5 protein-coding genes are annotated in these 6,246 nt (G+C 70.9%); 4 read left to right on the top strand and 1 reads right to left on the bottom strand.

Annotation, left to right across the window (positions count from 1 at the left end):
* Positions 1-57: 57 nt before the first annotated feature.
* On the bottom strand, positions 58-882 hold the full coding sequence (locus ACFU95_RS37870; protein WP_383837943.1) for a universal stress protein: 825 nt from the start codon (positions 880-882) through the stop codon (positions 58-60).
* A gap of 179 nt (positions 883-1,061) precedes the next feature.
* On the opposite strand from ACFU95_RS37870, the gene ACFU95_RS37875 reads away from it, so the two are divergent.
* The 4 genes from ACFU95_RS37875 (at position 1,062) to ACFU95_RS37890 (ending at position 6,188) form a co-directional block, all read left to right on the top strand.
* Entirely contained in the window at positions 1,062-1,964 is a 903-nt protein-coding gene (locus ACFU95_RS37875; protein WP_383837946.1) for a universal stress protein, read from the top strand.
* A gap of 14 nt (positions 1,965-1,978) precedes the next feature.
* Positions 1,979-4,666 (top strand): pyruvate, phosphate dikinase, encoded by a 2,688-nt coding sequence (gene ppdK / locus ACFU95_RS37880; RefSeq protein WP_383837949.1) that lies wholly within the window; start codon positions 1,979-1,981, stop codon positions 4,664-4,666.
* Between the two features lie 39 nt (positions 4,667-4,705).
* Positions 4,706-5,011, top strand: a complete 306-nt coding sequence (locus tag ACFU95_RS37885; RefSeq protein WP_383837952.1) for a hypothetical protein — start codon at positions 4,706-4,708, stop codon at positions 5,009-5,011.
* Between the two features lie 184 nt (positions 5,012-5,195).
* A complete protein-coding gene (locus ACFU95_RS37890; RefSeq protein ID WP_383837955.1) occupies positions 5,196-6,188 on the top strand; it encodes a hypothetical protein in 993 nt (330 codons plus the stop codon).
* Positions 6,189-6,246: the final 58 nt, after the last annotated feature.

The following is a 6,246-nucleotide window of genomic DNA, read 5'->3' on the forward strand; positions in this document are numbered from 1 at the left end:
CCGAACGACCCAAGCCGACGGGCCGACCGGGGCGGACCGATACAGCGACGACACGGGTCACGCGGGCACGACGGCGACCGGGCACTTGGCATGTCGCAGCAGGGCGAGCGCCGTGCCGCCCGAACGGCGTCCGGCCACCACCAAGGCGGAGTTCCCGGCGGCGTGAGCGAGCGCCTTCTCCGGAGTGAGCAGTACGACGTCCTCCAGGACGTCGACTTCCGGATACTTGCCGCGCCAGGGCCGCAGGGCGTCCGACAGCCGCTGCACCTCGTCGTCCTCCCAGGTGGCGCGGTCCTCCTCCAACACGGGGAGGGGTGATTCGGCTGCCCGGGCCGGCAGGGTCCAGGCGTGCACTGCGTGCAGCCGCGCGCCGCGCAGCCGGGCCGCTTCGAAGGCGAGGCCGGTAGCGCCGCCCGCCGGATTGCGGGCGTCGATCCCCAGAGTCACGGCGTCGGCACGGCCCGGCGGCCCGTCACCGGCGAGCGTGCCCGGCACCAGGACCACCGGGCGGGTGCACTCCGCGGCCGGGGCGGAGGCTGTCGGGCCCATGACGATCCCGGTGGGACCGCCCTCGCCGCGCAGCCCGAGGACGAGCAGCTCCGCTTCCTCGGCCAGCGCGCGCAGGGCGGTCACGGGCGCCCCGGTCAGGTTCATGCTGCGGGCCGTCAGCGCCGGGTGCCGGTGGGTGAGTTCGGCCGCCACGCGGTCCGCTACCGTCGCCGGGGGGTACGGCCACTGCTCGGTCGGATCCGGACCGTCCGGCGGCGCCACATGGACCACCCGCAGGGGCAGCCCACGCAACAGCGCCTCGCGCGCGGCCCAGTCGGCGGCGGCACGGCTGCGTGCCGACCTGTCGACGCCGGTGATGATCACTCGTTCCATGATGTGCCGCCTTCCGCCCAGGGGGAACTCGGCCCCGGGCAAGCCCAGCGTCGCCGCGCGGCCCGCCCGTACGCAGGGGCCGAACGGTCCCTGATCGGAGCCCTGGCGGCCCATACCCGCCGGCAGGCCGTGGGACGAGGCTGGCACCGAGGAGAAACCGAGCGCAGGAGGTGTACGCCGTGCTTCCGCTCGTCATGGCCGGAGTCGACGGATCCGCCGAGAGTCTCGCCGCTGCCGAGTGGGCCGCCCGTGAGGCGGCGCGCCGCGACCAGCCGCTGCGTCTGGTGCACGCCTGGAACTGGCACCCCCGCCAGTGGGCCGGCGAGCCGGCGACGGCAGCCCAGCGCTATCTGGCCCGGCGCGTGCTGCCCCAGGCCGAGCACCGCATCCGTCGTGCCTGCCCAGACGTCAAACTCGACGACGAGCAGATCGAGGGACCCGCGATCACCGCACTCGTGCACGCCGCCGAACAGGCCGACCTGCTGGTGCAGGGCTCTCGCGGCCTCAGCGGATTCACCGGGTTCCTGGTCGGGTCGGTCGCCCTAGGCGCGGTGGCACGGGCCGTCCGGCCGGTCGTCCTCGTCCGGGCGGGGGAGGAAGCGTCGGACGAGCACCTTCCGGCCGACGACGGCAGCCCGTCCACCCGCACCGGCTACCGGGACGTCGTCCTGGGCATCGACCTTGGCGACCCCTGCGACGAGGTGATCGAGTTCGCCTTCGAGGCGGCTCGGCTGCGCGGCGCGCGCCTGCACGTCGTGCACGCCTGGCAGGCACCGTCCCCGTTGGGGCTCGGCCCCGGCGACATCGGCCTGGTGAGCGGCCCGGAACAGGCCGACGAGTGGCTCGGCTTCCTCACCGCCGTTATGAAGGTATGGAGGGACAAATACCCCGAGGTCGAGGTGGTGGAGACCGTGATCGAGGGCCGCGCCCAGTCCGTGCTGGTTCGGGCCGCCACCGGGGTGAGTCTCCTCGTGGTCGGCCGCCGGGTGACTGAACGCCCGACGGGCGCCCGCACCGGACCTGTCACGCACGCCGCGATCCATCACGTCGGCTGCCCCGTGGCCGTCGTCCCCCACGAGTGAGAGGCCGAGGCCTGATGAGCGTGCCCACCAAGTACGTGTACGAATTCACCGAAGGCAGCCGTGACATGGCCGCACTCCTCGGCGGCAAGGGAGCCGGCCTCGCCGAGATGACCCGGCTCGGCCTGCCCGTACCGCCGGGCTTCACTGTCACCACCGAGGCCTGCAAGGTCTACCTGGCCACGGGCGAGGAACCGGACGAGCTCGGCGTCGAGGCGGCCCACTCGCTGGCCGCCCTGGAGCGGGCCATGGGCCGCACCCTCGGCGCGCCCGACGACCCCCTGCTGGTGTCCGTGCGCTCCGGCGCCCGCTTCTCCATGCCCGGCATGATGGAGACCATCCTCGACATCGGCCTCAACGACCGGTCCGTCACCGGGCTCGCCAAGGCCTCCGGGCAGGAACGGTTCGCCTGGGACTCCTACCGGCGCCTCATCCAGATGTTCGGCCGCACCGTGATGGGCGTTGACGGCGAGCTGTTCGAGCAGGCCATCGCCGCCCACAAGGCCCAGCGCGCCCTCGCCACCGACCACGACCTCGACACCGCCGAACTCGTCAAGCTCACCGAGGAGTTCAAGGACATCATTCGCAAGGAGACGGGCGAGGAGTTCCCGCAGGACCCCGCCGACCAGCTCGCCCGCGCCATCCGCGCGGTCTTCGACTCGTGGAACGGCGAACGCGCCCGCATCTACCGCCACCGCGAACACATTCCCGAGGACCTCGGCACCGCCGTCAACATCCAGGTGATGGTCTTCGGTAACCTCGGCACCGACTCGGGCACCGGCGTTGCCTTCACCCGTGACCCCGCCACCGGCGAGAGCGGCATGTACGGCGACTACCTGCCCGACGCCCAGGGCGAGGACGTCGTCGCGGGAGTCCGCGACGCGCTGCCGCTGAGCGAACTCAAGATCCTCGCCCCGCGCACGTACATCGAACTCGGCGACCACCTGCGCGCCCTGGAGGCCCACTACCGCGACCTGTGCGACGTCGAGTTCACCGTCGAGCGCGGCAAACTGTGGATCCTCCAGACCCGCGTCGGTAAGCGCACCGCCGAGGCCGCTTTCCGTATCGCCCACGACCTCGGTGACGACGGCACGATCAGCACCGACGAGGCCCTGATGCGGGTCGACGGCGCCGCACTGACCCGGTTGATGTTCCCCCGTTTCGACGCCACCCCGGCCGACGTCCCCCTCGCCCACGGCGTGCCTGCCTCGCCCGGCACCGCGGTAGGCGTCGCCGTCTTCGACTCCGCCGAGGCCGTACGGCGCGCCGCGGCCGGCGAGCACACGGTCCTGGTCCGCAGGGAGACCACCCCCGACGACCTGCCCGGCATGATCGCCGCGCAGGCGGTGCTGACCAGCCGGGGCGGCAAGACCAGCCACGCCGCCGTCGTGGCGCGCGGCATGGGAAAGGTGTGCGTGTGCGGCGCCGAGGCCCTGGCCGTCGACCCGGTCGCCCGTCGGTTCACCACGGAAACGGGCGTCGTCGTGCAAGAGGGCGACACCCTCTCCGTCGACGGCACCGCCGGCACCGTCCACCTCGGCGCGCTCCCGCTCACCGCGTCCGACGTCGGCCGCGCCCTGGAAACCGGCACGGGTACCGGACAGCTGACGCGGGCTGTCCTGGGCGCGCTGGCCCACGCCGACTCCGTGCGCGGCCTGGAGGTGCGGGCCAACGCCGACACGCCAGAGGATGCCGCCCGGGCCCGCGCCCTCGGCGCCCAGGGCATCGGCCTGTGCCGCACCGAGCACATGTTCCTCGGTGAGCGCAGGGCACTGGTCGAGGCGATGATCCTGGCCCGCGACGACACCGCGCGCGAGGCGGCCCTCGCCGACCTGCTGCCCCTGCAACGGGAGGACTTCACCGGCATCTTGAAGGCGATGGACGGGCTGCCCGTGACAATTCGGCTGCTGGACCCGCCGCTGCACGAGTTCCTGCCGGACCGCACGGAGCTCGCCGTCCGCCTCGCCTCCGCGGTGCACCCTGACCCGCACGACCGCGAACTCCTCCAGGCCGTCGAGCGGATGCACGAGCAGAACCCGATGCTCGGTCTGCGCGGTGTGCGACTGGGCCTCGCCGTGCCCGGTCTGATGGCGATGCAGGTACGGGCCGTCGCCGATGCCGTCATCGACCGCCTCGGCGCGGGCGGCCGACCTCACGCCGAGATCATGATCCCGCTCGTCGGCACGGTCGAAGAACTGCGCCTGGCCCGCGCCGAGACGGAACGCGTCCTCGCCGAGGTCGCGGCCGAGACCGGCACGACCCTCGACTGCCCGATCGGCACGATGATCGAGCTGCCGCGCGCCGCCCTCACCGCCGGACGCATCGCCGAGTCCGCCGACTTCTTCTCCTTCGGAACCAACGACCTCACCCAGACCACCTGGGGCCTGTCCCGCGACGACGCCGAGGCCTCCTTCTTCCCTCTGTACCTGGAGAAGGGAGTCTTCGGAGTGTCGCCGTTCGAGTCGATCGACCAGGAAGGCGTCGGACGGCTCGTGGAGCTGGCCGTCGAGGCCGGACGCGCCGTCAACCCCGGCCTGCAGACCGGGGTGTGCGGCGAGCACGGCGGCGACCCCGACTCCATCCACTTCTTCCACCGCGTAGGCCTGGACTACGTCTCCTGCTCGCCGTTCCGCGTTCCGGCGGCCCGACTGGAGGCGGGCCGGGCGGCCGTCACTGACCGCACCGGGATCAGCGACATCAGGTGAGGTGCACGGGTCGAATGCCCCGGCAGCGGCGCATTTGCGGTGGACATCAGGACCGAGCCGGCGCGTGCGAGACCGGAGCCCGGCCGCATCGGAGACCTGGAGGGGGCGTTGCTGGGCTGGGCGACGACGACCAACCACAAGGCGATCGGCAACCTCTTCATGATGACCGCTATCGGCTTCTTCCTCCTCGGCCGCGTCCTCGCCTTGTTTTTCGGGCCGAACTCGCCTGTCCCGGACTGCAGTTGTAACCACTACCACACACGTCATCCGGCGGGGTGGCTCGGCGAATCCCTGAACCTGCGCCCTGCGCATCGATTTTGGCCTGATTGGCATGCCTGGGCGTAGTAGGCAGCGAACGCCTCCGTGGGGCACGATCGTTTGTCGTGCTGATGGACGGGGGCGCATGGAAACGGATTCACTCGGATCTGGGGACGCGTGGGCAGGTGGGGCAGGATCGCTGCTGAAGGTGCCGGCGGTTCCACGGCAAGCGGCGGGTGGCAACAGCCAACCCGGCAACGGACAGGGCGGGATGACCGAGCCCACGCGATTATTGTGCGCGGTGGCACATCTGCGGCCCGACAGAGCCGAGGAGTTCGCTAAGAACCTCAGAAAATGGCGGCGGAAGAAGGCCAAGAAGCTGGGTGACACGCTTACACCGAAGAGGATGCGTGAGCGGCGTCGGGAGCAGGCCACCAAGCGCGCACTCGATGGTGACAAGGATGCGCTGAAGAAGCCGTTTGACGACGACGAGCCTACCGAGCGCAAGCAGCCGCGAGTGCTCGTCGGACATGAGTACGTGCGCTGGGTACGCCACCGAATAGCTACCGGCGGGCGGCCGGTGCCGTCGCACGGCTTCGACTTGGAGGCCGTACTGACCGCGTGTGCGCAGGCGGAGCGGCTGTTGTGGCTGCGCCGAGGCCTCATGGCCCTGGCCTGCGCGGCCGGTGGGATGGGACTGCTTGCGCCGCTCGCCTACCTGGCACCGATGATCACCCTGATAGGAGTGTGGGCGGCGTTCTGTGCGGATCGGGTGCTCGCCCAGAGGCGGCTGCGCACGCTGATCGGCGCCGAAGAGGGGGAGGTGTGGGGTGCCGACGTGCCTCGCCGGTTCCGGCAGGCGGTGGAGCAGATCCGTGACGCGACTTTCGGAGAAGTCGTCCCGTATCAGAACCAGATTCGCGCTTCGGGCGCGAAGTACCACTTCGTCGGGGCTGGCAAGGTCTGGTTCGAGACCCAGATCGGAATCGACGTTGGGCCAGTCAAGTCACTGGACGAGCACGAGAGCCAAGGCCCTGAGAACGGGAATAGCCCATCTCGGTTCCTACCCAGTGTGGAAGACCTCCTGGCCGGTGCCCGGCCAGGCGAGGGTGTGGTCACGTTCACCCCGGATGACCTGCACGCGCATGTTGCTAGTGAGTTGCAGCGCCTCATCAAGCCTTTGCGGGACTTCCACCCCGACAGCGAGCATGAGGTGTTCGGCGTCGCTGAGGGGCCCCGAAGATCCCGGACAGGGACCCAATAGGGTTGTCCTGTAAGGAATCGAGGGAAGCAGCAAGTGGCACGTCCAAGTCCGTATACGC

This window comes from Streptomyces sp. NPDC057623 (assembly GCF_042800355.1).
Lineage (GTDB): Bacteria > Actinomycetota > Actinomycetes > Streptomycetales > Streptomycetaceae > Streptomyces.